This is a genomic window from Pseudomonas borbori (genome assembly GCF_900115555.1).
Taxonomy (GTDB): Bacteria; Pseudomonadota; Gammaproteobacteria; order Pseudomonadales; family Pseudomonadaceae; genus Aquipseudomonas; species Aquipseudomonas borbori.
This window is the reverse complement of the sequence record NZ_FOWX01000009.1, coordinates 99,913-124,378: the sequence shown is the minus strand read 5'-3', so window position 1 is coordinate 124,378 and position 24,466 is coordinate 99,913. Positions and strand designations below refer to the sequence as shown.

General features: G+C 65.2%; 20 protein-coding genes. 8 read left to right on the top strand and 12 right to left on the bottom strand.

The annotated features are described in order from the left end of the window. Positions 1-110 precede the first annotated feature (110 nt). Complete coding sequence (locus BM315_RS09000; RefSeq protein ID WP_090500012.1) at positions 111-2,021, bottom strand: ATP-binding cassette domain-containing protein; 1,911 nt, start codon at positions 2,019-2,021, stop codon at positions 111-113. A gap of 50 nt (positions 2,022-2,071) precedes the next feature. On the opposite strand from BM315_RS09000, the gene BM315_RS08995 reads away from it, so the two are divergent. After that, positions 2,072-2,536, top strand: coding sequence for a TIGR02444 family protein (locus tag BM315_RS08995; protein WP_090500009.1), 465 nt, complete (start codon positions 2,072-2,074; stop codon positions 2,534-2,536). Here the strand turns inward: BM315_RS08995 and BM315_RS08990 are convergent. From BM315_RS08990 to BM315_RS08955, 8 genes are all read right to left on the bottom strand, one after another. Beyond that, positions 2,533-3,450, bottom strand: coding sequence for an AlgP family protein (locus tag BM315_RS08990; RefSeq protein WP_090500007.1), 918 nt, complete (start codon positions 3,448-3,450; stop codon positions 2,533-2,535). The two genes, BM315_RS08995 and BM315_RS08990, sit on opposite strands and share 4 nt — an antisense overlap. A 221-nt stretch (positions 3,451-3,671) precedes the next feature. Then, a complete protein-coding gene (rsd, locus tag BM315_RS08985; protein WP_090500005.1) occupies positions 3,672-4,154 on the bottom strand; it encodes a sigma D regulator in 483 nt (160 codons plus the stop codon). 412 nt (positions 4,155-4,566) lie between these two features. Then, a complete protein-coding gene (locus BM315_RS08980) occupies positions 4,567-5,817 on the bottom strand; it encodes a heme biosynthesis HemY N-terminal domain-containing protein (RefSeq protein WP_090500002.1) in 1,251 nt (416 codons plus the stop codon). Further along, entirely contained in the window at positions 5,814-6,962 is a 1,149-nt protein-coding gene (locus BM315_RS08975) for a uroporphyrinogen-III C-methyltransferase (protein WP_090499999.1), read from the bottom strand. Before BM315_RS08975 ends, BM315_RS08980 begins: the two co-directional genes overlap by 4 nt. A 16-nt stretch (positions 6,963-6,978) precedes the next feature. Next, positions 6,979-7,752 carry a uroporphyrinogen-III synthase gene (locus BM315_RS08970; protein WP_090499997.1) on the bottom strand — a complete coding sequence of 258 codons (774 nt, stop codon included), beginning with the start codon at positions 7,750-7,752 and terminating at the stop codon, positions 6,979-6,981. Further along, entirely contained in the window at positions 7,749-8,687 is a 939-nt protein-coding gene (hemC, locus tag BM315_RS08965) for a hydroxymethylbilane synthase (protein WP_090499995.1), read from the bottom strand. The genes BM315_RS08970 and hemC overlap by 4 nt, the downstream gene beginning before the upstream one ends. A 102-nt stretch (positions 8,688-8,789) precedes the next feature. Next, positions 8,790-9,536, bottom strand: a complete 747-nt coding sequence (locus BM315_RS08960; protein WP_090499993.1) for a LytR/AlgR family response regulator transcription factor — start codon at positions 9,534-9,536, stop codon at positions 8,790-8,792. Then, complete coding sequence (locus BM315_RS08955; RefSeq protein WP_090499991.1) at positions 9,533-10,615, bottom strand: sensor histidine kinase; 1,083 nt, start codon at positions 10,613-10,615, stop codon at positions 9,533-9,535. Before BM315_RS08955 ends, BM315_RS08960 begins: the two co-directional genes overlap by 4 nt. 255 nt (positions 10,616-10,870) lie before the next feature. Between BM315_RS08955 and argH the strand changes: the two genes are divergently transcribed. Further along, positions 10,871-12,265 (top strand): argininosuccinate lyase, encoded by a 1,395-nt coding sequence (argH, locus tag BM315_RS08950; RefSeq protein ID WP_090499989.1) that lies wholly within the window; start codon positions 10,871-10,873, stop codon positions 12,263-12,265. A gap of 58 nt (positions 12,266-12,323) precedes the next feature. Further along, a complete protein-coding gene (locus BM315_RS08945; RefSeq protein WP_090499987.1) occupies positions 12,324-13,478 on the top strand; it encodes an NnrS family protein in 1,155 nt (384 codons plus the stop codon). Positions 13,479-13,734: 256 nt separating this feature from the next. On the opposite strand, the gene BM315_RS08940 is transcribed toward BM315_RS08945, so the two are convergent. Further along, positions 13,735-14,448 (bottom strand): Crp/Fnr family transcriptional regulator, encoded by a 714-nt coding sequence (locus BM315_RS08940; protein WP_090499985.1) that lies wholly within the window; start codon positions 14,446-14,448, stop codon positions 13,735-13,737. 34 nt (positions 14,449-14,482) lie between these two features. Between BM315_RS08940 and BM315_RS08935 the strand changes: the two genes are divergently transcribed. The 5 genes from BM315_RS08935 to BM315_RS08915 are packed head-to-tail and all read left to right on the top strand — an operon-like array spanning position 14,483 to position 19,540. After that, entirely contained in the window at positions 14,483-15,499 is a 1,017-nt protein-coding gene (locus BM315_RS08935; protein ID WP_244527275.1) for an ABC transporter substrate-binding protein, read from the top strand. After that, positions 15,496-16,269, top strand: coding sequence for an ABC transporter permease (locus tag BM315_RS08930; protein ID WP_090499983.1), 774 nt, complete (start codon positions 15,496-15,498; stop codon positions 16,267-16,269). The genes BM315_RS08935 and BM315_RS08930 overlap by 4 nt, the downstream gene beginning before the upstream one ends. Continuing rightward, positions 16,262-16,963: an ABC transporter ATP-binding protein gene (locus BM315_RS08925; protein WP_090499981.1), complete on the top strand. Its 702-nt coding sequence runs from the start codon at positions 16,262-16,264 to the stop codon at positions 16,961-16,963. The genes BM315_RS08930 and BM315_RS08925 overlap by 8 nt, the downstream gene beginning before the upstream one ends. Continuing rightward, positions 16,960-17,403 carry a CopD family copper resistance protein gene (locus BM315_RS08920; protein ID WP_090499979.1) on the top strand — a complete coding sequence of 148 codons (444 nt, stop codon included), beginning with the start codon at positions 16,960-16,962 and terminating at the stop codon, positions 17,401-17,403. The genes BM315_RS08925 and BM315_RS08920 overlap by 4 nt, the downstream gene beginning before the upstream one ends. Before the next feature lie 31 nt (positions 17,404-17,434). Then, positions 17,435-19,540 (top strand): TonB-dependent receptor family protein, encoded by a 2,106-nt coding sequence (locus BM315_RS08915; RefSeq protein ID WP_090499977.1) that lies wholly within the window; start codon positions 17,435-17,437, stop codon positions 19,538-19,540. Between the two features lie 151 nt (positions 19,541-19,691). Here the strand turns inward: BM315_RS08915 and BM315_RS08910 are convergent, their stop codons facing one another. Together BM315_RS08910 and BM315_RS08905 are read right to left on the bottom strand one after the other, a co-directional pair. Then, the gene (locus BM315_RS08910) at positions 19,692-21,347 is read right to left on the bottom strand and encodes a methyl-accepting chemotaxis protein (protein ID WP_170862185.1); all 1,656 of its coding nucleotides are present in this window, start codon (positions 21,345-21,347) and stop codon (positions 19,692-19,694) included. After that, a complete protein-coding gene (locus BM315_RS08905; protein ID WP_170862184.1) occupies positions 21,334-24,423 on the bottom strand; it encodes an EAL domain-containing protein in 3,090 nt (1,029 codons plus the stop codon). Before BM315_RS08905 ends, BM315_RS08910 begins: the two co-directional genes overlap by 14 nt. Between the last annotated feature and the right edge of the window lie 43 nt (positions 24,424-24,466).

The following is a 24,466-nucleotide window of genomic DNA, read 5'->3' as shown; positions in this document are numbered from 1 at the left end:
CCGCCGACATCGGGCTTGGCGGCACTCTCGATCACCTCGACGCAATCGCCGATCCGCAGATCGGCGCACCCACACCGGCAGTACAATCGGCACGGCCCGAGCGGGCTCGCTCAACTGGCCGTCTCCAGCTCGGCCTGCAAGGCCTCGAGGGTTTCCAGCGCATGCAGCCAGCGCTCTTCCAGGTCGGCTTCGCGGCTTTTCAGCGTGGCTTGTTCGGCCAGCGCATCGCGCAGCTGATTCTTGCTCGCCGCCTCGTAGATCGTACTGTCGCCAAGGCGGGCTTCCACGGCAGCCAGGTTCTGATGCAGTTGGCCGAGTTCCTTTTCCAGCTTGTCGGCTTCACGCTTGAGCGGCGCCAGCTGCTGGCGCAGCGCAGCCGCGGCCTGGCGCTGGGCGCGCTTGTCGGTTTTATCCGGGTTGCCTTCGCTATTGCTGACCGGCGCCTGGCGCACCCGGTAGTCGTTCAACCAGCGCGCATAGTCCTCGAGATCACCGTCGAACGGCTGCACCCGACCATCGGCGACCAGCAGGAACTCATCGGTGGTGCTCTTGAGCAGATGGCGATCGTGGGAGACCACCACCACCGCGCCGGAGAACTCCTGCAGGGCCATGGTCAAAGCCAGACGCATCTCCAGATCGAGGTGGTTGGTCGGTTCATCGAGCAGCAACAGGTTGGGCTTGCCCCAGGCGATCAGGGCCAGGGCCAGACGGGCCTTTTCGCCGCCGGAAAAATTCAGCACCGGTTCGTCGCAGCGCGGACCGCGGAAATCGAAACCGCCGAGGAAGTCGCGCAGGGTCTGCTCGCGCTCGCTCGGCGCCAGACGCTGGAAATGCAGGAGCGGACTGGCCTTGTCGTCGAGGGCGTCGAGCTGGTGCTGGGCAAAATAGCCGACCACCAGGTTCTCGCCACGCTGCAGACGGCCACTGATGGGCTGCAGCTCGCCCGCCAGGTTCTTGATCAGGGTCGACTTGCCGGCGCCGTTAGGGCCGAGCAAACCCAGGCGCGCACCGGGCGTCAGCTGCAGCTTGACCTGGTCCAGCACCACCTTGTCGGCATAGCCGAGACGGCCTTCGCTCAGGTCCAGCAGCGGGCTGGAGATCTTGTCGGACTCGCGGAAGCTGAAGTCGAACGGTGAGTCGACATGCGCCGCCGACAGTTCTTCCATACGCTCCAGCGCCTTGATCCGGCTCTGCGCCTGGCGCGCCTTGGTCGCCTGGGCCTTGAAGCGGGCGATGTACTTTTCCATGTGCGCGCGCTGCGCCTGTTGCTTCTCGTACGCCTGCTGTTGCTGGGCCAGGCGCTCGGCGCGGGTGCGTTCGAAGGCCGAATAGCCGCCGCGATAGAGAGTCAGCTTGCGCTGTTCGACATGGGCGACGTGATCGACCACCGCATCGAGAAAATCGCGGTCGTGGGAAATCAGCAACAGGGTGCCGGGGTAACTCTGCAGCCAGCCCTCCAGCCAGAGGATCGCATCCAGATCCAGGTGGTTGGTCGGCTCGTCGAGCAGCAGCAGGTCGGACGGGCACATCAGCGCCTGGGCCAGGTTCAGACGCATGCGCCAACCGCCGGAAAAGTCGCCGACGCGTCTATCCATCTGCGCACTGTCGAAGCCCAAACCGGCGAGCAATTTGCGCGCACGGGCATCGGCGCTGTAACCATCGAGGTTATCCAGCTCGGTGTGCAAACGGGCGATGGCCGCGCCGTCATGGGCGGCCTCGGCAACGGCCAGCTCGGCTTGCACCTTGCGCAGCTGCAGATCGCCATCGAGCACATAGTCCACCGCCTGGCGCTCGACGGCGTCGATCTCCTGGCGCATATGGGCAATGCGCCAGTCGGCAGGGATCAGGCAGTCGCCCGCGTCCGCGCTGAGTTCGCCGCGCAGCAAGGCGAACAGGCTGGATTTGCCGGCGCCGTTGGCGCCGATCAGGCCGGCTTTGTGGCCGGGGTGCAGGGTCATTTCGGCGTCTTCTAGCAGACGCTGGGGACCACGCTGTAAAGTGAGGTTCTGGAGTCGGATCATAATGGCGGCGGAGTCTACCAGAGTCGCCCGCCGCACACCCGGAAAGCACCATGCATCCTGACCTGTGGCGTTTCGCCGAAGACCTCTATCGCCGCCCCGGCGTCGAGACCGCCTGCCTGCACCTGCAGGCCCGGGGTAACGATATCTGCCTGCTGCTCTGCGCTGCCTGGCTCGGCCGTCGCGGCGTGGCCTGCAGCGCCGTCCGAGCCGACTGCCTGCGCGCCCTAGCGCAGCCCTGGCAGCGCGAGGTGGTCAGCCCCCTCAGGCACGTTCGCCAACGATGGCGCGCAGCCGCTCACCACGACAGCGCCCTGGCGGCGCTGCGCGAGCAGATCAAACAGCTTGAACTGCAAGCCGAACGCGAACAGTTGCAACGTCTGGCGTCATGCTGCCACGCCTGGCCAGACGCTGCGAGCGAGGACGTGCACGGCTGGCTGCACAGGCTGGCCAGCGTAAACACGGCAGCCGACCGCGACGCACTGCATCTACTGCACGCCGCAGCCCGACAGGTTTAGGACGCTGTCGGCGGGGTGCCGCCTGCTGGTACGGCAGTGGCCGCGACAGGCACGGCCGGCGAGCTGGCAACCGCGGTTGGCGCCGCGAGTTTGGCGGCAGCTTTAGCCGCAGGTTTCGCCGCTGGCTTGCTCGCCGCTTTGGCCGCTACAGGCGCCTTGGCAGGCGCTGGCTTGGCTAGCGCAGGCTTGCCACTGCTCTTCGCCGCCGGCTTGGCGGCTGCCCTGGCAACCGGCTTGGCGGCTACCGCAGTAGTGGCGGCTGGTTTGACAGCAGGCTTGAGCGGTGCCTTGTTGGCCGGCTTGGCGGCAGCTTTACTGGCTGCCGGCTTGGCAGCGGCCTTGACCGCAGGTTTTGCTGCAGGCTTAGCCGCGGGCTTGGCCGCGGGCTTGGCGGCAGATGGGCTGGTGACCTTGGTGGGCGCCTTGCTCGCCGCCGGTTTGGCCGCGGCCTTGGCTGCCGGAGCTTTGGCCGCGACAGGCTTGGCGACGGCGGGCTTGGCTTCACGGCGGCCCAGCGCCTTGCTGGCGGCCTCCTTGACCTTGCCCACACCCTGGGCGAGCTTCAGGCTTTCCTGGGCATCGCGCTTGAGCCCGACGATATAGTCGCGGGTCTCGCTCTGCCGGCCCTTGAGGGTATCGAGCAACTCTTCCAGTTCGGCCACCGCATCCTTGGCTTTGGCCTGCGCCTTGGTTTTGCCCGCCACCGCGGCATCCTGCAATTTGACGCGGGCGTTATGCAGTTTTTCCTGGGCCTTGCCGCGCTGCTTCTCCAACTTGCCGAGCAGCTTTTCAGCATCGATCAGCGCTCGCGAACAGGCATCCTCAAGATGCTCGAGCAAGCTGCCGGAGAGTTGATGGAGCAAGTGCAGCGGGGTACTGACCGATTTCTTCTTGGTATTCTTTGTGGCCGACATGGCGCGCCTCCAGGCGGATGTAGATGCGAGTCATACTAGACGCCTGACTCGCCAGTCGCTAGCGACTGCATTGAGATCGAGGGAATGGGTCGCACAAGCCGGTCTAGCCCTCATCTGTCGATGGGCGATGCCTGGGCTGAACGCCGGCCGGCTTCAGCCCCCCCTGGGAGGCTGAGTCCCTGCACAAGAGCGAACCCGGGCAGGACCATTAAAACCGCCGGCTAGAGCACCGAAACCGGAGCCTGTACCTGCTGCTGATGCGCGTTGTGCAGCACTTCGATCAAGCAGTCTTCCAGCTCGAAACGCTCATGCAGCAGTTGCCCCAGACGCTGGAGCTCTTCACCCAGGGACACGCTGTCGCGACAATCGCCGTTATCGCAGCGATCGTTGAACGCCAGCGCAACCTCGGTGATCACTTCGATGCGCGGATAGATCTGCGTGGCCAAGTCGAGACCGCGCTGATCGCCAAAAGCCTTGGCTTCATTGGTCAACTGTTCATAGACCTCGAAATGCCCGGCGGATACGTAGTCGACCAGAATTTCGCAGAACCTCTGCAAGGCTTGCGCATTGGTAATCGGTGCCTGAGGTGAGCTACTGATGGCCGTATAGGCCCCCACCAGATCCTGACGCTCCTGCAACCAGCGGTCGATCAGCAGGTGAACACCACCCCAACGTTCCTGGGCGTTCTGACAACTATCGAGCATGATGGCCTCACTTCCCTTATCGGTATTTCTGTTATACGTCCGATCCGAGACGGTTTTTTGTCAATCGGCACATGGTCCAGAAAAAAACCTACGAAACGGCAACTTTCCGGCGGCGCTTGCGAGCCAGATTATGCCCGCGAACCTGCGCCTTCAAGGCGCTCGGTCGAGAAAACTTCATACGAGCGTTTAATCAGCGACCCGCACAGCGTCTGGCTTGCAGAAACTCAACCAGACGCCACTCGACGCGTGCCTGCACTACAACATATGCAGACCAACTTGCACAGCATGGGTTGATCAATCAGCCCCATCCCATGATCGACATCAAACGGATCGACACAATTTCGGCCGCACAGCGCCACCTGCCGCCCGGCAAGCTCAGGGAAACCGCCTGCAGCACCATGCAGGCATCCGCCTATCGGCTGATGCCTGGAGCAGGCAAAGGCAGGTTGTTCAAACGCTGATCGAGTAGCCCCAACCCTTCCTGAAACAAACGATTGCTCTGCTCGGTCTCGCCCAACCGAGCCAGCAGACGCGCCAATTCCGCACAGGTTTCCGGATGGCGCTGAAACACCAGGCTAGTCTCGAAATATTCCTTGGCCTTGCCCCACAGCTGGCACTGCAAACACAGCCGCCCCAGCGTCAGCAACAGGCCCGGATCACTCGGGTGCTGCTTCAGCCAACCCTCGGCCGCTTGCAACTGGCGCGCGGGGTCGCGCCCACGCAGCAAGCCATAGAGGCGTACCAGGCGGCTGTCATAGCTGCGCTTGAGCGCCGCATGCAGTAATTCTTCGGCTTCGGGCTCCGCACCCAGCACACGTAAGCGCTCGGCATAGACCGCCAACAGCTCCGGCTCCTGACGGTGCGCCGCCGACAGCTGTTGCCAGGCTTGCGCCAGCGCCGCCAACGCATCCTGCCCGCCGTCTTCGTCAGCCCGACTGGCATCCGCCAGCCGGCCACACCAGGCCTGCCGCTCCAGCTCGGCCAACTGGGCATCGGCGAGCACCTTGCTCTTGCGCAATTCCGGCAACAAGCCGAGCAGCGCCGACCAATCGCCGCGTTGCACATACAGCTGCTGTAACTGACGCAATACCAGTGCGTGGTGGGGATGACGCTCGTTCATCGCCTGCAAGGTCTCCAGCGCCGCCTCGGTCTGCCCCCGCGCCACTTGCAACTCGGCATGGGTCAGGGCGATGGCCAGCTCGGCTTGCGGCTGGCGCGTGAGCGCCTGCTCCAGCAACTGCTCGCTGTCTTGCTCCTGCCCCAGTTGCTGCGCAGCGCGAGCGGCCCCCAGGTAATAGGCCAAGGGTTGCTCCTCGCCTTCGGCGGCTCGGCGCAAATGACGCAAGGCATGCGCCCAGCGACCTTCAGCCAGATCGAGAAAGCCCTGCTCGCGGGCCAGGCGCACGCGCCGACGACCATGCAGACGCGACCAGGGATTGACCAGTCCTCCCGAGGTAACGAGCAGGCGCAGCAACAGCCGCAGCAGATAGAACGCCAGCCAGACCACCGCGAGCAACGCCAGGAAAGCCCACAAGCTCGATTCGTAGCGAAAGCCCTGGTAGGCGAACAACACGTAGCCCTTGTGCTCGGCTACCGCCAGGGCGAGCAACGCCAGCCCCGCGGCGACCGCCAATACGACGAGCAGCAGATAGACGCGCTTCATGGGCGAGCCTCCTCCACACTCGGCAGGGCGTCTGCCGCCGGGTCACGCTCGACCTGCTGGCGGGCCGACTGCTTGCGCTGGATATAGGCCTGCACCGCGTTGAGCGAACCACTCAGATCCGGTGCGGCCACCTCGATCGGCTGCTCGAGCAACTCCCCGATGCGCGCACGCAAGGCACGGCTATTGGGGTTGTCCAGGTCGAAATGTGCATCCAGTACCTCGCGCGCCTGCACCAGCGACTGCCGATAGACCGGGGTCTGGCCGTGCAGCGCCGCCCACTGCGCCTGCTCCAGGGCCAGACTGAGGGCCAGGCGCACCTGGGTCAGGCTCTGCCCGGCGAGCAACGGGCGAATATTCTCGTCGGCACTGAAGTCGATACGGAAATACTGTGACAGGATCTCGAGCCACTCGGCCCACCAACTGCTGCCATCACCCTCGGCGGCCAGGTCACTGAGCACCCCACCGGAACCGACGAAGGCCGGATTCAGCGCATGCAACTGCGCCACCTGCTCACGCAATGCCGCCAACTGCAGGAACAGCCCGGTGCGATCGGGATTGACGGTAGCGCGCAACGCCTCGAGGCTCTTGGCCAGTTGCTCACGCGCGGCGAAAGCGGCGGGATCATCCTGCCCGCGAAGAATCTCGTCGGCGCCCTGCACCAGGGCAGTGGCGCTGTTGATGTCCTGCAGGGCCGACAGGCGCAGGCTGGCCAGACGCAACAGATGCTCGGCCTCGGCCAGGCGCCAATCCTGACGACTGGCGCCGAGGACAGTTTCCAGACGCTGGTTGAGCAACTGCTGATCGCCCTGCAACTGCGCGACCAGGCGGCGGCGAGCGTCCAGCTCATCGGCGCCGGGCAATTGCTGCAGGCGGGCATCCAGTCCCTGGGTACGCTGGGCCAAGGCTTCAGTTTGACTGCGCGCCGCCTCCAGTTGACTGAGCTGCTGCTGGTCGCGCAGCTCCAGACTGCGCAACTGCCACAGGCCCCAGCCCGCTGCCGCCACGCCTGCAGCGCCCAGTAACAGGGCCAGCACGACCAGGCGATTGCCACGCGACGCCGGCTTGGCCACGGGGGCGGACGCGGCGGCAGGAGGCGCCTCCGCTACCGGCGGCTGTTGTTCTTTCGGGGTAGTCGCTTCGCTCACGTATCCATCCTTTGCATCAGAGGTCGGGGGCAGGTTGCGCCTGCAACGCCGCCAGCAACGCCGCGGCACTCGCACCGCGGCAATCCACAATATTTTTGGCGCCAGCAGCCCGCGCCTGTTCAGCCACACGCGGGCTGGGTACGAACAAGGGTAGCCGAGCCAGCGACGGCCAGTGCTCGCCGGCCAGCTCGAGCAGATGGCTGAAACCCTGGCCACTGCTGACCACCAGGCCATTCAGGCGTTCCGCCTGCACCCGCTCGACAAGTGCCGCTGGCGGGTAGTGCGGCAACAGCCGGCGGTACAGCGACAGATAGTCGACTTCCACGCCCTGGTCGCGCAAGCGCTCGGCGAGGAGTTCGCGGCCACCCTCGCCACGCAGAATCAGCACCCGCGGCGGGCACGCCGCCGCCAGCACTTGCCGCAGTTGCGGCAGCGCCAGCAAGGCCTCGCTGTCGTCACCCTGCGCGGGATAATGCACGGGCAGGCCATAGTCGCCGAGGATCTCGGCGGTGGCCGCGCCGACACTGAACCAGAGCGGCACGGCCGGCGGCTGCGGCCAATAGCGCTCGAGCAAGTCCAGGCCCAGCCGCGCGGCCGGTTTGCTCACCGCGATCACCGCGCAGTAGCGATCAAGCTCGAGAATGGTTGCGCGCTGCTCCGGCGTCTCGGCCAGGGCCTCGATCGCCAGCAATGGCAGACTGCTGCCGTAGATCCCCTGCTCGGCCAGGGTCGCGGCCAGGGCCGCACACTCCTCGGCCGGGCGGGTCAGCAGCAGGCGCCAGTCGCTCACTCGGGATCGGCCTCACCGTAGACGGCTTGCAGGATATCCGCTGCGCCCTGGGCCAGCAGCGCCTCGGCGACCTGCACGCCGAGTTGCTCGGCCTGCGCCGCCGGAGCACGACCCTCCGCGCGCAGCAGCAAACCACCATCGGGCTGGCCAACCAGGCCACGCAACCACAATTGCTCGCCTTCGAGCAGCGCATAGCAGGCGATCGGCACCTGACAGCCGCCATTGAGCCGCTTGTTCAGCGCCCGTTCGGCGCTGACGCGCAAGGCGGTCTGGTGATGGTTCAACGCTGCCAGCAAGTCATGGATCTGCGCATCGGCGCTGCGGCATTCGATACCGACCGCACCCTGCCCGCCCGCCGGCAGGCTGTCATCGACACTGATGGAGGAGCGGATACGCGCGGCAAAGCCCAGGCGAATCAGGCCGGCGGCCGCGAGGATGATGGCGTCGTACTCGCCCGCATCCAGCTTGGCCAGGCGGGTATTGACGTTGCCGCGCAGGAACTGGATTTTCAGGTCGGGGCGGCGGGCCAGCAACTGCGCCTGGCGGCGCAAACTGGAGGTGCCGACCACGCTGCCGGCGGGCAGTGCATCCAGGTTGTCGAAAGTGTTGGAAACGAAGGCGTCGCGCGGATCCTCGCGTTCGCAGATGCAGTACAGGCCCAGGCCTTCGGGGAAGTCCATGGGCACATCCTTCATCGAGTGCACGGCGATGTCGGCCTCGTTCTCGAGCAAGGCGGTTTCCAGCTCCTTGACGAACAAGCCCTTGCCGCCGATTTTCGCCAGCGGCGCATCGAGCAGCTTGTCGCCGCGGCTGACCATCGGCACCAGGCTGACGGCCAGACCCGGATGAGCCTGCTCCAAGCGGGCCTTGACGTGTTCGGCCTGCCACAGGGCCAGGGCGCTTTTACGGGTGGCAATACGGATTTCGCGGATCATGGGCAATTCCAGAAAACGAACTGCCAGGGATGATAACAGGCTGACCCGCCTCAAGCCTCACCCCAGAGGCCGGGGCAAATCAGCACAGGCTTGCGCGCGCGGCTAAAGGTTATGCATCAACTTGCGCACCCCGGCCACATGCCGGCGGCTGACGATCAGGGCATCGCCGTTGAGGCCCTTGAGGAATAGCTGGAAGTGCCCGAGCGGGGTGCGCTGCAAGCGCTCAATGCGTTCGCGGGCGACCAGGGCGTTGCGGTGGATACGCACGAAACGGTCGCCGAACTCGTCTTCCAGCGCCTTCAGCGGCTCGTCCAGCAGCACTTCGCCGCCAGCATGGCGCAGGGTCACGTATTTATGGTCGGCGATGAAGAAGATCACCTGATCGAGCGGAATCAGCTCGATGCCTTTGCGCGTGCGCGCACTGATGTGGCTGCGCGGACCGACCCCGCTTTCCGCCGCCGGACGCGTCAGGGCGGCGAGCTGCACCCGGTTGGGTCGCTCGGCCTTTTTCAGCGCCTCGCTGAGGTGTTCGGCGCGCACTGGCTTGACCAGATAGCCCACCGCACTGACCTTGAACGCCTCCAGGGCGAATTCGTCATGGGCCGTACAGAAGATCACCGCTGGCGGCGCTTCGCGTTCGCAGAGTTTGGCGGCGACCTGCAGACCATCCAGGCCCGGCATGCGGATATCCAGCAACACGACATCCGGTTTCAGGCTGTCGATCAGGGTCAGGGCCTCCTCGCCATTGCTCGCGGACGGCTCGAGGACACGGTAGCCATCGAGTTCGCCGACCATGCGGCTGAGGCGCTCACGGGCCAGGGGTTCATCATCGACGATCAGGACATTCATAGGACACGGGCTTCCTGCGTGAGTCTCGCACAAGGATAGCGTAGACAGGTGAAGTGGCGGCCGTCACGGCGCTCCACGCTGAGACTGGCCCGCGGCCCGAAAAGTGCCGCAAGACGCGCATCGATATTACCCAGCGCCTGGCGCGTCCCACGCGAAGACGGCTGCTCGCTTGGCTCTTCATAAGGGTTGCTGACGCACAACTGGAACACCCCATCGGCATAACTCGCGTCGACACGCACCAAGCCACCCTCGATGCGCGGCTGGATCCCGTAGATCAAGGCGTTCTCCAGCAGCGGTTGCAGCGTCAGCTGCGGAATCGGTAAATCGTTCGGCACATCGACCACCTCCCATTGCAACTGTAGTCGTTCGCCAAGGCGATAGTGCTCAATCGACAAATATCGTTTGGCCAGTTCCAACTCCTCGCTCCAGGGCACCAGGCTGCCGGGTTTGGCCAGGCTGGCGCGAAACAGGTCGGACAGGTCCAGCACCGCCTGCTCGGCCTTGAACGGATCGACCACCACCAGGCTGGCGATACTGTTCAGGCTGTTGAACAGGAAGTGCGGACGGATCCGCGCCTGCAAGGATTCGATGCGCGCACGCAGCTCGGCCTGCTCCTGCCGGCGCCATTGGCTCTGCAGATAGAAATAGCGTAGCAGCAGCGCGGACATGATCATGCTGATCAGGGCATGGCGCAGGTAAAGATTGACCTCGCCAGCATGTGGCAGCGGCCCGCCGAGGTCGTAATAATCGGCCACCGCGGTGCAGGCGAGCGTCAGCCCGACCACGATCAGGCAGCACAGCACCCCGGCCAGCGCCGCACGCCAGCGCGCCAGCAGTGGTCGCAACCGGCACAGCAGGGCTGCCGACAGCAGCAGGATCCACTGCACGAACAGCGAGGTCAGCGCCAGGCGCACCCAGTCGAAGCCGGGCAGCATCGGCTCGGCCAGCACCAGCACCAGCACCAGCAGTTCGGCCAGCAAGACCATGCTCAGCAGCGCTTCCGGCTCGCACAGCTCCGGGACGAAGAAGTCGTCGATGGGCGCCGACTGATTTTTAGTGTTCAACCATTGAGTATGCATCGGCGCAGTTTCCCTGTGGCCCGGCCGGGCGGCAAGCGAGCCGGCTGCAGTCGGGCAAAATAAAACGCGAAAATACGGCCGGCCTCGGCAAACTGTGAGCCACGCAACACTGCCCGCGCTGCGTCCGAGGCAACGGCCGACAAACCGACCCGGCGATTTTGCCCGCCAGCCTGTTATTATCGGCGGACTTTTTCCGCCACGCTGGCCGCCACCTGCGGCCCGCCTGTTTTTTAGCGCACCAGCCGAGCGAAGCCCATGAGCACCGAAAAAACCAATCAATCCTGGGGCGGCCGCTTCAGCGAGCCGGTCGACGCCTTCGTCGCCCGCTTCACCGCCTCCGTCGAATTCGACAAGCGCCTGTACCGCCACGACATCATGGGCTCGATCGCCCATGCGACCATGCTGGCCAAGGTCGGCGTGCTGACCGACGCCGAGCGCGACGCCATCATCGATGGCCTGAAGCAGATCCAGAGCGAGATCGAAGCCGGCCAGTTCGACTGGCGCGTCGACCTGGAAGACGTGCACATGAACATCGAGGCGCGCCTGACCGACCGTATCGGCGTCACCGGCAAGAAACTGCACACCGGCCGTAGCCGTAACGACCAAGTCGCCACCGACATCCGCCTGTGGCTGCGCGACGAGATCGACCTGATCCTCGCCGAGATCACCCGCCTGCAGCAGGGTCTGCTGGAACAGGCCGAGCGTGAAGCCGCGACCATCATGCCCGGCTTCACCCACCTGCAGACCGCCCAGCCGGTGACCTTCGGCCATCACCTGCTGGCCTGGTTCGAAATGCTCAGCCGCGACTACGAGCGCCTGCTCGACTGCCGCAAGCGCACCAACCGCATGCCGCTCGGCAGCGCCGCGCTGGCCGGCACCACCTACCCGATCCAGCGCGAAATCACCGCCCAGCTGCTCGGCTTCGACGCCGTGGGCGGCAACTCACTCGATGGCGTGTCGGATCGCGACTTCGCCATCGAGTTCTGCGCCGCCGCCTCCATCGCCATGATGCACCTGTCGCGCTTCTCCGAAGAGCTGGTGCTGTGGACCAGCGCGCAGTTCCAGTTCATCGACCTGCCGGACCGCTTCTGCACCGGCAGTTCGATCATGCCGCAGAAAAAGAACCCCGATGTACCCGAACTGGTGCGCGGCAAGACCGGCCGGGTGTTCGGCGCCCTGACCGGCCTGCTGTGCCTGATGAAGGGCCAGCCGCTGGCCTACAACAAGGACAACCAGGAAGACAAGGAACCGCTGTTCGACGCCGCCGACACCCTGCGCGACTCGCTGCGCGCCTTCGCCGACATGATCCCGGCGCTCAAGCCCAAGCACGCGATCATGCGCGAAGCGGCGCTGCGCGGCTTCTCCACCGCCACGGACCTGGCCGACTATCTGGTGCGCAAGGGCCTGCCGTTCCGTGACTGCCACGAAATCGTCGGCCACGCGGTGAAATACGGCGTCGACAACGGCAAGGATCTGGCCGAAATGAGCCTGGACGAACTGCGCCAGTTCAGCACCCAGATCGAACAGGACGTGTTCGCCGTACTGACCCTGGAAGGCTCGGTGGGCGCCCGCGACCATATCGGCGGCACCGCGCCAAACCAGGTGCGCGCCGCAGCCCAACGCGGTCGCGAGCTGCTCGCCGGCCGCTGACCGCTGCCGTTCGGTGACGGGGCGCTGGCCCCGTCCCGCTTCCTCCCGGAGGTGCGCAATGCACCCGCACAAACCGCGCCTGCCCTTCGCCAACGCCTGGTTCTTTCCCGCGGCCGCACTCTATGCGGCGCTGCTGCTGCCCTGGTCGGTGTTGACCATGCTCGGCCTGGCCCCCGTGCTGCCCGGACTGGCCACCCCGGCCGGACATGCCCATGAAATGCTCTTCGGTTTCGCCCTGGCGGTAATTGCCGGCTACCTGCTCGGTCCGCAGCCATTGCGCCTGACCCTCGCCCTGCTCGGCTGCTGGCTACTGGCGCGCCTCGGCTTCCTGTTCTGGCCGGGGTCCTGGCTGACCCTGCTGAGCGCCGCGCTGTTCGGCGCCGGGCTGGCCTGGAAGGTGGTGCCGCGCTTTCTCGGCGCCGCGAAGAAATGGCGCAACCAGATCGTCGCCCCGGTCGTCGCCGCCCTGAGTCTGCTCAGCGCCGTCGCCAGCAGCGCCTTCAGCCAGCCCCTCGCCCTGCCCCTGCTGAGTGAAGCCCTGCTGCTGATCGCCGTGCTGCTGTTCTTCATGGGCGGGCGAATCATCGCTCCGGCGCTGGCCGGGCATGCGCAGAGCGAGGGACGTCAGTTGGCAGCACGCGTACAACCGCAGCTCGAAGGCGCCGGCTTGATCCTGCTGTTGCTCGCCCTGCTGTTCAATCTGCCGCCCTGGCCACCGCTCGAACCTCTGGTTGGCGGGCTGCTGGTCGCCGCCAGCGTACTCGCGGCGATCCGCCTGCTGCGCTGGCAGCCCTGGCATTGCGGCAAACGCGCGGACCTGCTGGTGCTGCTGCTCGGTTACGCCTGGCTGGCCATCGGTCTGCTGCTGTTCGGACTGAGCAGGCTGCTGCCAGCGCTGCCGGTGACGGCAACGCTGCACGCCCTGAGCATCGGCGCGCTGGGCAGCCTGACCTTCGCGGTAATGGCGCGCACGCGGCTGATCTATCGCTTCCGCGACGCCAATGCCCGGCGCTGGATCCATCCGCTGGTTCTGCTGATCAGCCTGGCCGCACTGGCCCGGGTGCTGCCGCCACTGCTGGGCCTGGAGCAGCAGGGCTGGTTGCTGTTCGCCGCGACTTGCTGGGCGCTGGCCTACCTGGCGCTGGCGGTGCTGCTCTGGCAGAGCCGCGATGCCCATCCCGCCAGCCCGCGCCACAGCTCGACGGAGCGTTGAGAAACGGATCGTCTGTCGCTTTCCGTGGGAGCGAACGTTGTCCGCTATCGCCGCGAGGTCGCGCCTCCTTCAGGGGAATGCGGTATCTGCTGCTTTTGTAGAAGGGCCGCCCCGGCGCGTTGCTTTTGATGGTTGAACGGACGTTGGGGGTGCCGCGACACCAGGAATCACAGCAGGCAGCGCCGATAGCCTTCGGTTACCCCGCTCGATACTGAACCGACATTTCATGGTTGACGCGGCTCCAGCCAGCACGGCCTCAGAAGGTGCGCGTGGCGGCCTGCGCCAATTGCTGCAGGTAGCCGAGGTCGCACAGCTCCCAGGCACGCTGGCGTCCCCGCACCAGGCCGCGCTGTTGCCATTCGGAGAACAGCCGGCTCAGCGACTCGGCGCGTATGCCCAAGTGAGTGGCCAACTGGCGCTGGTTGATCGGCAGGTAGAGGGCGTCGCCCTGCTGGCGCTGCAGATTCAGCAGGTAGGCTGCCAGCCGTTGTGCGGCCGAACTGGAGGTGAGCCAGTCGACTTCGTTGACGTGGCGATAGAGGCGCTGGCTGAGGCTTGCCAGCAGGCGCATGGCCAGCGGCGGATGCTGCTCGCAGGCACGGTGCAAGGCCGTGCGGCTCAAGCGGTAGGCCACTGTGGTGCATTGCGCCCTGGCGTTCATCGGGTAGCGGCCGTGGGCCATGAACATCGCGGCGTCGCCGACCAGTTGCCCGCTGCCGAACAGGTGGAACACCCGCTCCTCGCCATCGGCGGTGAACCTGAACATCTCGATGCAGCCCTGTTGCACCAGCAGGAAGTGCCCGGCTCGATCGCCCTCGCGGAACAGCAGTTCACCGGCCGCGGCCTCTTGCCTGCCGCGCGGGCTGAGCAGCGGGGCGAACAGCGATTCGGGCAGGTCGGCGAATAGCACATCGGCACGCAACAGCTGCACGGCATCGAGCCGATTGGCCGGTGACTTGATATTTGTCATGTGCGAATCCCGTGACGGCTGCGAATATCTGCAAATGAAGATAAGTCTAGTTCGCATTAGTATCAACTGCATTCGCCGCCTGAGCCTCAGCGCGACCGGGCTGATGCTCCTGTCCCTCAGCCTGCACGGCAACGCCGCACCGCCGCGCGAAGAAGTCGTGCGCCTGGCCGGTCCCGCCGCCGTGGTGAGCTTCCCCTTGCTGCACATGCTCGACAGCGGGGCGCTGGCTGAACATGCCGAGCGCGTCGAATTCCGCCTCTGGCAGAACCCGGATCAGCTGCGCGTGCTGCTGGCCAACGAGGCGATCGATTTCACCGCGGCGCCGAGCAACCTGCCGGCGCTGCTGGCCAACCGCGGCCAGCCGGTGCGCCTGTTGAGCATTTCGGTGTGGGGCATCCTCTGGCTGGTCAGCCGCGACCCGCAGGTCAAGGGCTTCGCCGACCTGGCCGGCAAGGAATTGCTGCTGCCCTATCAGCGCGACCTGCCGGCACTGCTGGTCAACGAGCTGCTGCGCGCCCATGGCCTGCAGGCCGGTCGCGACCTGCGCCTGCGCCATGTGCGCGACAGCCAGGATGCGCAGGCGCTGCTGCTGGCCGGGCAGGTCGATAACGTGCTGCTGGTCGAGCCGGCGGTGTCGCTGCTGCTGTGGCGCAATCAGCAGCAGGGCGGCGCGCCGCTGTACCGCGCGCAGAGCCTGGAGGCGGCCTGGGACCAGGCGTTTCCCGGGCAGCCCGAACTGCCCCAGGCGGGCCTGATGGCCAGCGCCAGTGCCGCGCGCAAGCGCGAACTGAGCCGGGCGGTGGAGCGTGCCTATGCCCATTCGGCGCGCTGGTGCGCGGACGATCCGCGGGCCTGCGCCGAACTGGTGCATCGGCATTTGCCGCACCTGCCGGTAGCCGCCATCGACGCCTCGATCCGCGCCACCCGCCTGGACAGCCGTCCGGCCCATGCAGTGCGGGCGCAGCTGGAAGCCCTCTATCGCTTGCTCGGCGAGCACAACCCGCAGGCCATCGGCGGCCGCCTGCCCGAGGTGGAGTTCTACGGGCCATGAAACTGCAGATCCAAGGTCCCACCTCGCGCTACTGGGCGGCACTCGGCGTGCTGCTATTGCTGCTCGCCTGGCAGATCGCCGCGCAACGCCTCGGTTCGCTGCTGATGGCCACGCCCTGGCAGACCCTGCAGGCGCTGGTGCAACTGCTTGGCAGCGAGGAATTTCACCAGCATGGGCTGGTCACTCTGGGGCGCATCGGCCTGGGCGTCGGCCTGGGCTGCACCCTGGGTTCCTGCCTCGGCGTGCTGGCCGGTCTGGATGCGCGTCTGCGCGGCCTGCTGGAGCCGTTGCGCTGGCTGCTGATGGCGATCCCGCCGGTGGTCGTGGTGGTGCTGGCGATGCTCTGGTTCGGCCTGGGCTCGGCGATGGTGGTGTTCATCAGCGTGCTGATGCTGGCGCCGGGGATGTACGTGAACACGGTCAAGGGCATGCTGCTGGTGGACCGGGGGTTGATCGAGATGGCCCATGTCTATCGTCTCGGCCCCTGGCAGCGGCTGCGCTATCTGTATGTGCCGGCGCTGGCCGCGCCCCTGACCGCGGCCCTGTTGATCGCCGCCTGCGGCGGGGTGCGCCTGGTGGTGATGGCCGAGGTGCTGGGCGCCGACAGCGGCGCCGGCTTCGCCCTGGCCAACGCCCGCAGCACCTTCGACAGCGCCGGGCTGTACGCCTGGACTCTGCTGCTCCTGCTGCTGGTGGCCGGGCTGGAGTTCAGCCTGCTGCAGCCCTTGCAGCGTTACCTGAGCCGCTGGCAGGTGGCGGCCCATGCTTGATTATCGCGACGTGCAGCTGCAACTGGGCGGCCGGCCGGTGCTGGACGGTTTCGACCTGCGCCTGGAGGCCGGCGAGCGGGTCGGCATCCTCGGCCCCAGCGGCGCCGGCAAGAGCAGCCTGCTGAAGCTGATCGCCGGGCTGCTGCCGGCCCAGGGCGGGCAGTGCCGCAGCGACTTCCGCCATGCCGTGCTGGTGTTCCAGGAACCGCGCCTGCTGCCCTGGTGCCGGGTCGGCGAGAACCTGGAGATCCCTCTGCGCGCGATCGGTCACGGCGCCGCGGCGGCGCGTCGCTTGGCCCTCGACTGGCTGCAGCGGGTCGGCCTGGAGCAGTACGCCCAGGCCTGGCCGGGCCAGCTGTCGGGCGGCATGGCGCAGCGCGTGGCGCTGGCCCGGGCCTTCGCCGTGCAGCCGGATCTGCTGCTTCTCGACGAGCCGTTCAGCGCCCTCGACCCGGCGTTGCGCGGCGCGCTGACCCAATTGTGCCGCGAGGGCCTGGAACACACCGGTGCGACGCTGCTGTGCGTCAGCCATCACCCCCACGAACTGATCGAACTGGTGGATCGCTGCGTGCTCCTCGACAGCGGCCGGGGGCGCTGCTTCGGCATCGCCGCGCCCGGCGATGCCGAGGCGCGCCGCGCTACCGCCAACAGCCTGCAAAGCGTCCTGATGAACCTGGAGTCGAGCCCGTCATGAGTTATCCGATCCTGCACACCCTGCACCTGTTCGCCGCACTGATGTTCATCGGCACGGTGTTCTTCGAGGTGCTGATTCTGGAAAGCGTGCGCAAGCACGTGCCGGCCGAGCTGATGCGGCTGGTCGAGCAGGGCATCGGCCGGCGCGCCCGACGGCTGATGCCCTGGGTCCTGCTGGTGCTGTTCTGCGCCGGCCTGGGCATGGTCTGGCTGCGCTACTGGCCGGCGTTGAGCGCGCCGCTGGAGTCGTCCTTCGCCACCCTGTTGACCCTGAAGATCGTCCTCGCCACCAGCGTGCTCGGGCACTTCTTCGGCGCCAAGTTCCTGCTGTGGAGCGGGCGCATGAATTCGCGCTACTTCCGCCGCATCCACCTCAGCGTGTTCAGCCACATGGTCGGCATCGTCCTGCTGGCCAAGGGCATGTTCTACCTGAGCTGGTGATTTCCCTTTCCGTCACCTTCTGGAGTCCCCCATGTCCCATCCCGCTCTGCCCAGAACCGCGCTCAGCCTGGCCTTGTCCATGGCGCTGCCGTGCCTTGCCCTGGCCGCCGATGTCACGGTGCTGGATGCCCTGACCGTCAGCGGCCAGCGTCAGACGGCGCCGCTCGGCGCCTCGCTCGAACGGGAGCAGCGGCGTCTGGCGCGAGTGCCGGGCGCCACCAACCTGGCCGAGCCGCAGCGGGAAACCCGCCTGGCCACCCTGCGCGATGCGCTGGACTACCAGCCGGGCATCGTCATCCAGGACTTCTTCGGCGCCACCGACCAGCCGCGCCTGAACATCCGCGGTTCGGGCATCCAGAGCAACCCGGTCAACCGTGGCGTGCTGTTGCTGCAGGACGGCCTGCCGCTCAACGAGGCCGACGGCTCCTTCGTCATCGGCCTGCTGGAGCCGCGCAACAGCGCCCTGATCAGTACCCGCCGCGGCGCCAACGCGACCAGCCCCGGCGCCACCACCCTGGGCGGCGAGCTGGACCTGCAGTCGCTGACCGGCGCCGACGAAAGCGCCCGCCTGCGCCTGGACGCCGGCAGCTTCGGCCGTTATGGCCTGCAGGCCGCGGCCGGCATGCAGCAGGGCGACCTGGATGGGCGGGTCAGCGTCAGCCAGGATCAATACGATGGCTACCGCCACCACTCCGCCTCGCATCGCAGCATCGTGCAGAGCAACTTCGGCCTGCGCCTGGCCGATGGCATCGAGAACCGCAGCTACCTGTCCTGGAGCGACCTGACCTTCGAGATCCCCAACGTCATCCCCAAGGCACGCATGGAGGACGATCCGCGCAGCGTCCTGGGCGACGGCAACACGCCGCAGGACCGCCTGCTCAACATCTACCGGCGCAACCCGCACCGCGACACCCAGCAGCTGCGCATTGCCAACCGCACGCAATGGAGCGGTGAACGCCTGCGCCAGGAGCTCGGCGTCTACGCCCAGCACACCGACGACGACTTCACCGACCCGCTCAGCCACACCCTGACTGCCAGCGATACCCTGGGCGCACAGTGGCAACTCGACGGCAACTGGCAGGCGCTGGACTACCGCCTGGGCCTCGGCTGGTCGCACAGCGACATGGCCCGCGAGCTGTACGCCAACAGCCCGCAGGATGGCCGGCGCCTGCAGCGCTACGGCGATTTCGACCTGGTTGCGGAGAACTTCGACCTGCTCGCCGGGCTCGACTGGCACCTGGCGAGCGCCTGGACCCTGGTCGCCGAGACCAAGTGGAGCGACGTGCGCCGCGATGCGCGCTCGGCCAATGCGGGTCCCCGACTGGATCAGGACTGGAACTACTTCACCCCCAAGCTCGGGCTGAACTGGACGCCGACCCCGGACCAGCGCTGGTACGCCAATATCAGCCGCAGCCACGAGGCGCCGACCTTCTGGGAAATCGTCAGCGGCACGGTATCGCCGGCCAATCCGGCCATGGCCCGCGCCGAACTGGTGCAGCTCGATGTACAGCGCGCCAGCACCGTCGAGCTCGGTGGCCAGGGCCGCATCGGCGCCAGCGCCTGGAGCCTGGCGCTGTACCGCAGCGAGGTCGACGATGAGCTGATCTCCACCAGCGACAGCCTGGGGGTCAAGGTGGGCACCTACAACTACGCCAACCGCACCCGCCACCAGGGCATCGAGCTCGGCCTCAACGGCACCCTGCCGGGGCTGAGCCTGGCGGCCGCGCCCGGCGAGTTCGCCTATCGTCTGGCCTGGACCCTGAGCGATTTCCGCTTCCGCGGCGGCGAGTTCGCCGGCAACCGCATCGCCGGCGTGCCGCTGCAGGTGCTCGGCGGCGAACTGCTCTACCGCAGCGGCGCCTGGAGCGCCGGCCCCAACCTGCGCTGGATCCCCCGGGACACGCCGACCGACCATGCCAACACGGCCGACAACTATCAGGACGCCTACGCCCTGTGGGGCTTCAAGGTCGATTACCGGGTCGATGAGCAGCTGAGCCTCTATCTGCAGGGTGAGAACCTCAGCGACGAGGTCTACGCCAGCAGTTTCGTGATCCGCAACCGCGCCAACGCCAGCCAGCCGACCTTCCTCTCCGGCAATGGCCGCAGCCTCGGCGTGGGTCTCAATTACCGCTTCTGAGTCCGGAGCTTGGGCGCATGACGCTGACGTCTGGACAACGACGGCGTCCTGCAGCGGTCGTGAACGAATCGAACGCCGGCGCGAGCGTTATTCCCGGCCTTGGCTTGGGCCATCGCCAGCGACTCGGCGGGTCCGCGTCGCTGTCCCGTCCTCAAATACGGAACTGGCCAACCAATGCCTGTAATTGCTCGGCCAAACGTGCCAGTTCTTCGCTGGTGGCCGCGGTGTGCTGTGCCCCCTCGCTGGTCTGTTCGGCGACCAGGCTGACGGTGACGACATTCCGGTTGATTTCCTCGGCAACCGAGCTCTGCTCCTCGGCGGCGGAGGCGATCTGACCGTTCATGTCGCTGATGGTAGCAACGGCGCGGGTGATGGAGTCCAGGGTGGTGCCGGCTCGAGCCACCTGTGTTACCCCCTCCTGGGCCCGATTGCGGCTAGCGCCCATGACCTTCACCGCATTGGCGGAACCCATTTGTAGATGTTCGATCATCTCCTGGATTTCGCTGGTCGATTGCTGCGTACGCGAAGCCAGGGTACGCACCTCGTCAGCCACCACGGCAAAACCACGGCCCTGCTCTCCCGCGCGCGCGGCCTCGATGGCGGCGTTGAGGGCCAACAGATTGATCTGCTCGGCAATACCGCGGATCACCTCCAGCACGCCACCTATCTTGTCGGTGTCTTGCTCCAACTGCAGAATGACAGACGCCGCTTGCTCCACCTCAGCGGCGAGGAGATCGATGGCATCGATGGTTCGACTGACCTCCTGCCGCCCATCTGCGGCTTCCAGATCCGCCTGTTGTGCCGCCTGGGCAGCCCCGGCAGCGCTGCGCGCCACCTCCTGAACGGTGGCCGCCATCTCATGCATGGCCGTTGCCACCTGCTCGATCTCGGATTGTTGCTGACGAATACCCACGCCGGCTTGCTGGTTCACCGTGGAAGTCTCCTCCGCTGCGGCTGCCAGCTGAGTGGTGGCGCTGGAAAGCTGCAGCAGCATGCCGTGAAAACGTTCGCGCATACGGTTGAAGGCATGCGCAATTCGGCCCAGTTCGTCGTTGCCCTGGTAGTTCGCCCGAACAGTAAGATCGCCCTCGGCCATCTGCCCGCTGACCCGCTCGAGTTCGGCAACGGCGCTGCCGATGGCGGCAATGATGCCCCAGGCCAGGGCGATACCGAGGCCGATGGCCAGAGCAAGCAGGACAAGCATGCTATTGCGGATCAGGCGGTACTCGCTTTCAGCCGCGGTAAACTCCGCCTTGGCCAAATCCAGTTGCAGCTGCAGAAGCGCCTCCGCAGAGGCGGCCGCCGCGGAGAAGGTCGACTCGAGGCGGTTCAATGTGAGGTTGCCGGCTGTCTCAAACTGGCCGCCGGTGACAGCCGCAATGGCCGCGCGCAGACCATCGCTGACGAAGATCGCACGCTTGCTGGCGAAGTCCTGTGCCAGCCCTTGCTCCTCACTGCCTCTGGAGTCGGCCATATAGGCTTGCCAGATAGCGCTGATTTTCTCGATATTGGCGTCGATCATATCGACATGCAGGTCGACCGGGTGCTGATGCAGCGACTTATAGCCACTGCGCGGATCATGCTGCAGGGCGAGGAGCACCTGGATACGGTTATCGCGCAGCAAACTCATGATCTGACCAATCCTGCCCGTGGAAACCAGTTGATCACGGTAGACGGCATTGAGTGACGTATTGGAGTTGGACATGCCCTTGAGTCCCAGCACGCCCATCACCACCATCAACAGCGCCAAGAGACTGATCAAGGCAATAAGACGAGTCTTGATGCTGAGGTTATTAAGTGCCCTCATGTGCCGCTCCATTTTTTCTAGTTATTGAGTCGTTCCCCGCCGGTCCGACTTCAAATACGCGCCACTTACCAAGCAAGCACGCCAGCTCATCGGCCGCTACCGGCTTGCTGAAATAGAAACCCTGCACCTCGTCGCAGCCGTAGGTATTCAACAGATCCAACTGCGCCATGCTCTCCACGCCTTCGGCAATGACTTTTAAATCAAGACTGTGGGCCAATGAAATAATGGTTTTGACAATGCTCACACCGTGCGTGCCCGACGTCAGATCGCTGACAAACGATCGATCGATTTTCAAATTATCCAGCGGAAACTGGCGCAGGTAGTTGAGCGAGGAATAACCCATGCCGAAATCATCCAGCGCGAGATGCAAACCCAGCGCCTTTAATTCCAACAGAACGGGGATGGCCTTTTCCGGCTCCTGCATGATCGCGGTTTCGGTGAGTTCCAACTCCAGATAACGGGCTTCCATAGCGGTTTCCCGCAACGCCTCTGCCACAACGGCGAGCAGATCGTGGCGACGGAACTGATGCGCGGAGATATTCACCGCGACCCTGACCGGGGGTAATCCTGCCTCCCGCCAGGCCCGCTGTTGGGCGCAGGCGGCCTTAATCACCCAGGCACCAATCGGAATAATGAGCCCGGTCTCCTCGGCGATGGGAATGAACTGCACGGGTGAAAGCATCCCCCGCGCGGGGTGTTGCCAGCGCAACAGGGCCTCGACGCCCACGACCTCACCACTGCGCAGATCCACTTGCGGCTGGTAATGCAGCCGCAGTTCATCACGCTCCAGAGCGCCACGCAGGTCGGACGCCAGCGCCAGCCGTTCCCGGCCATGGATATTTAATTCTTCCGTATAGAAGTGGAACTTGTTGCGCCCTTCAAACTTGGCCCGGTACATGGCCAGGTCGACATTTTTAAGCAACACCTCCTCGTGCGTACCGTCCTGAGGATAGAGGCTGATGCCGATGCTGACCCCGATATGTAACTCCTGCTGGTCGATCACAAAGGGCTGGGCAAGCGCACTCAGCACCTTGCCCGCGACAAGACTGGCATCCGCCACTTTCAGCAGACCGGGAAGTACGATGACAAACTCGTCGCCGCCCAAACGCGCCACCGTGTCGGCTTTGCGCACCAGGGCACATAGCCGCTCGGCGACTGCCTGCAACAGTGCATCACCGACCGGGTGGCCCAGGCTGTCGTTAATCACTTTGAAGCAGTCGAGGTCGAGCAACAACAAGGCGGCCACTCGCCCGCTACGCTCTGCCGAGGCGATCGCCTGCTTGATACGGTCACTCAGCAAACTTCTGTTGGCCAAGCCGGTCAGCACGTCATGATTGGCCTGATGCATGAGTTGTTGCGCATAGTGCTGGCGTGCGCAATTAGCCCGCAACGCGGTAATGCCGTAAGCCAGACTGCCGGCCAGCTCCTCCACTATCCTGATTTCACTGGCGGTAAAGGCCGCGGCGTCCTGCGCATAGATGGTCAGCGCACCAATAACTTTACGCTCTGCTATGAGTGGCAACGCCATGCCCGACTGGATGCCATGCTCGATCAAAAAATCACGCCACGGCGGGTACTGCATATTGCCCTGCACATATTTTACGACGGCGGTGCGCCCCGTTCTGATGGCGGTTCCGGTAACGCCACTGCCACGCGCCGAATCATCCCAACTCAACTCGCCGGCCGTGAAGGGCAGCGCCCCGTCCACCGCCTCCCTTTTGGCCGCCGGCTGCACCAGCTTGCTCGTCTCGTCCTCCGCATAACCGACCCAGACAAAGGGATGCCCACTCAGCTGCTGCACAATGCCGCAAATTTCGGTAAGCAGCGCAGACTCCTCGGTGGCGCGAATCAGCGCCTGATTGCAAGCGCTTAACACCTTCAACGCGCGCTCGTCCCGCTTGCGCTCGGTAATGTCGAGCATGATGCCGATCGTGGCGGTCTTGCCGTCGACGTCCATCTTCGAGCCAAACACTTCTACATCAAATGTTGAGCCATCCTTTTTCCGGCCTTGCATTTCGTAGTTAACCGCGCGGGTTTCGCCGAGCAGGCGTTGCTGAATAGTGGCATTAACCCGATCGCGGTCGGCCTCGCTGACAATGTCGGACACATCCAGCGCCGCAATCATCTCGCTCTGCGCATAGGAAAACATTTCCGCCATTTTCAGATTGACATAATGGAACCTGTGGTCCTGGACGATGTACACCCCCACCACCGAGTTTTCCGCAAGGCCCCGGAAGATGGACTCTGCCCGCCGTAATCGTTGCCGATCGAGGTCGATGCTGGTAATCAACTCTTCGATCTGCCGCGCACCAAAATTGAAGGCGGCGGCCAACTCACCTATTTCGTCAGTGCCGCGAAAACTCGAGCGCACGCTGTAATCCCCCGCACCGAGCATCCGGCTGTACCGGGCCAAGTCGCGCAGTGGGTGGACAATCTGCTTGCGGGCAAGCAGGAAAATGCCAAACAGCACCAATAGATCCACCACCAACAGCGCATAGACTTTCTGCAGACCGCGCTCTTGTGCTTGCTGCGCCTCAACGGTCAACGCCTGAACAATCGCCTCTGCAATTCCCAGCAGTTGCCCCGCCTCGGCGTGGATGCGCCCCAACTCGGCGGTCACCTCCTCAGCGGGGGTGCGCATTTCGAGAAGGAATTCGATGTGACTGCGATAGGAGTGCCACTTCGGCCGGATCGACGCCACCAGCGGGGTTATCTGTGTCGATAAGGTCATGGCGTTATGGCCGAATACGTTGTCACCCCGCTCCAGACCACTCAAATGCATTTCGAAGGCGTCCACGGTGGCGACGACCTGTTCTGTCCTGTGCCCTTCCAGGCGTAGTACCAGGCTGGTCTCGAAGGCTATTTGCTGACTCAACACGCGTAACTTGCCGGCCTGGCCAACCGTCTCCGCCACCCCATTGAGGTCGCGCAGCATCGTTTGCACCACGGTCACGTTGGCGACGGCGACCAGCAATATCACCAGAAAATTGATCACCATTTTCTGGTTGACGTTAATGAGTGGCCAGCGGCTCTTCGGTGCCCGTTTCGTACGGACCTCGGCCACTTCAGTCGACATGGCGACCCCCTCCATAAAAACAGTCTGATTTCAGGATCAACGG

What these genes read in the sequence shown, in the direction of transcription:
- BM315_RS08995 (WP_090500009.1), top strand. Translation starts at nt 2,072, where the DNA reads ATGCATCCTGACCTGTGGCGTTTCGCCGAAGACCTCTATCGCCGCCCC.
- BM315_RS08990 (WP_090500007.1), bottom strand. Translation starts at nt 3,450, where the DNA reads ATGTCGGCCACAAAGAATACCAAGAAGAAATCGGTCAGTACCCCGCTG.
- BM315_RS08980 (WP_090500002.1), bottom strand. Translation starts at nt 5,817, where the DNA reads ATGAAGCGCGTCTATCTGCTGCTCGTCGTATTGGCGGTCGCCGCGGGG.
- argH (WP_090499989.1), top strand. Translation starts at nt 10,871, where the DNA reads ATGAGCACCGAAAAAACCAATCAATCCTGGGGCGGCCGCTTCAGCGAG.
- BM315_RS08920 (WP_090499979.1), top strand. Translation starts at nt 16,960, where the DNA reads ATGAGTTATCCGATCCTGCACACCCTGCACCTGTTCGCCGCACTGATG.
- BM315_RS08910 (WP_170862185.1), bottom strand. Translation starts at nt 21,347, where the DNA reads ATGAGGGCACTTAATAACCTCAGCATCAAGACTCGTCTTATTGCCTTG.
- BM315_RS08925 (WP_090499981.1), top strand. Translation starts at nt 16,262, where the DNA reads ATGCTTGATTATCGCGACGTGCAGCTGCAACTGGGCGGCCGGCCGGTG.
- BM315_RS08915 (WP_090499977.1), top strand. Translation starts at nt 17,435, where the DNA reads ATGTCCCATCCCGCTCTGCCCAGAACCGCGCTCAGCCTGGCCTTGTCC.
- hemC (WP_090499995.1), bottom strand. Translation starts at nt 8,687, where the DNA reads ATGATCCGCGAAATCCGTATTGCCACCCGTAAAAGCGCCCTGGCCCTG.
- BM315_RS08960 (WP_090499993.1), bottom strand. Translation starts at nt 9,536, where the DNA reads ATGAATGTCCTGATCGTCGATGATGAACCCCTGGCCCGTGAGCGCCTC.
- BM315_RS08940 (WP_090499985.1), bottom strand. Translation starts at nt 14,448, where the DNA reads ATGACAAATATCAAGTCACCGGCCAATCGGCTCGATGCCGTGCAGCTG.
- BM315_RS08935 (WP_244527275.1), top strand. Translation starts at nt 14,483, where the DNA reads ATGAAGATAAGTCTAGTTCGCATTAGTATCAACTGCATTCGCCGCCTG.
- rsd (WP_090500005.1), bottom strand. Translation starts at nt 4,154, where the DNA reads ATGCTCGATAGTTGTCAGAACGCCCAGGAACGTTGGGGTGGTGTTCAC.
- BM315_RS08945 (WP_090499987.1), top strand. Translation starts at nt 12,324, where the DNA reads ATGCACCCGCACAAACCGCGCCTGCCCTTCGCCAACGCCTGGTTCTTT.
- BM315_RS08905 (WP_170862184.1), bottom strand. Translation starts at nt 24,423, where the DNA reads ATGTCGACTGAAGTGGCCGAGGTCCGTACGAAACGGGCACCGAAGAGC.
- BM315_RS08930 (WP_090499983.1), top strand. Translation starts at nt 15,496, where the DNA reads ATGAAACTGCAGATCCAAGGTCCCACCTCGCGCTACTGGGCGGCACTC.
- BM315_RS09000 (WP_090500012.1), bottom strand. Translation starts at nt 2,021, where the DNA reads ATGATCCGACTCCAGAACCTCACTTTACAGCGTGGTCCCCAGCGTCTG.
- BM315_RS08955 (WP_090499991.1), bottom strand. Translation starts at nt 10,615, where the DNA reads ATGCATACTCAATGGTTGAACACTAAAAATCAGTCGGCGCCCATCGAC.